At 33.2% G+C, this 232-nt stretch carries 1 protein-coding gene; it reads right to left on the reverse strand.

What is annotated here, in order from left to right; translation table 11 throughout:
• The coding region (locus SB752_RS33325) for a hypothetical protein (protein WP_410719647.1) at nt 1–232 on the reverse strand (232 nt) is incomplete at both ends.

Raw genomic sequence — 232 nt, forward strand, 5'->3', positions numbered from 1 at the left:
GGCTGTCCGCTGAGGTCATAAGACCATGCAATGAAATAAATTTCGTTGGAAGGATTAAAAATTGTACTTATAAAGTCTTCAAAACTCTTATTTAATTTAAAGCTTTTCAAAGCTAAACCACGTTTTTCCTCAGATACGGAGAGTTCGTAATTTAGATTTTTATTGTCTGCTGAAAGTTCTTCCAGTTCAAAAAAAGATCTCAGCTTTCGTGAAGCATCATTTTTAAGATGTG

The organism is Brevibacillus sp. SIMBA_040, from assembly GCF_046535075.1.
In the GTDB taxonomy this organism is placed as follows: Bacteria; Bacillota; Bacilli; order Brevibacillales; family Brevibacillaceae; genus Brevibacillus.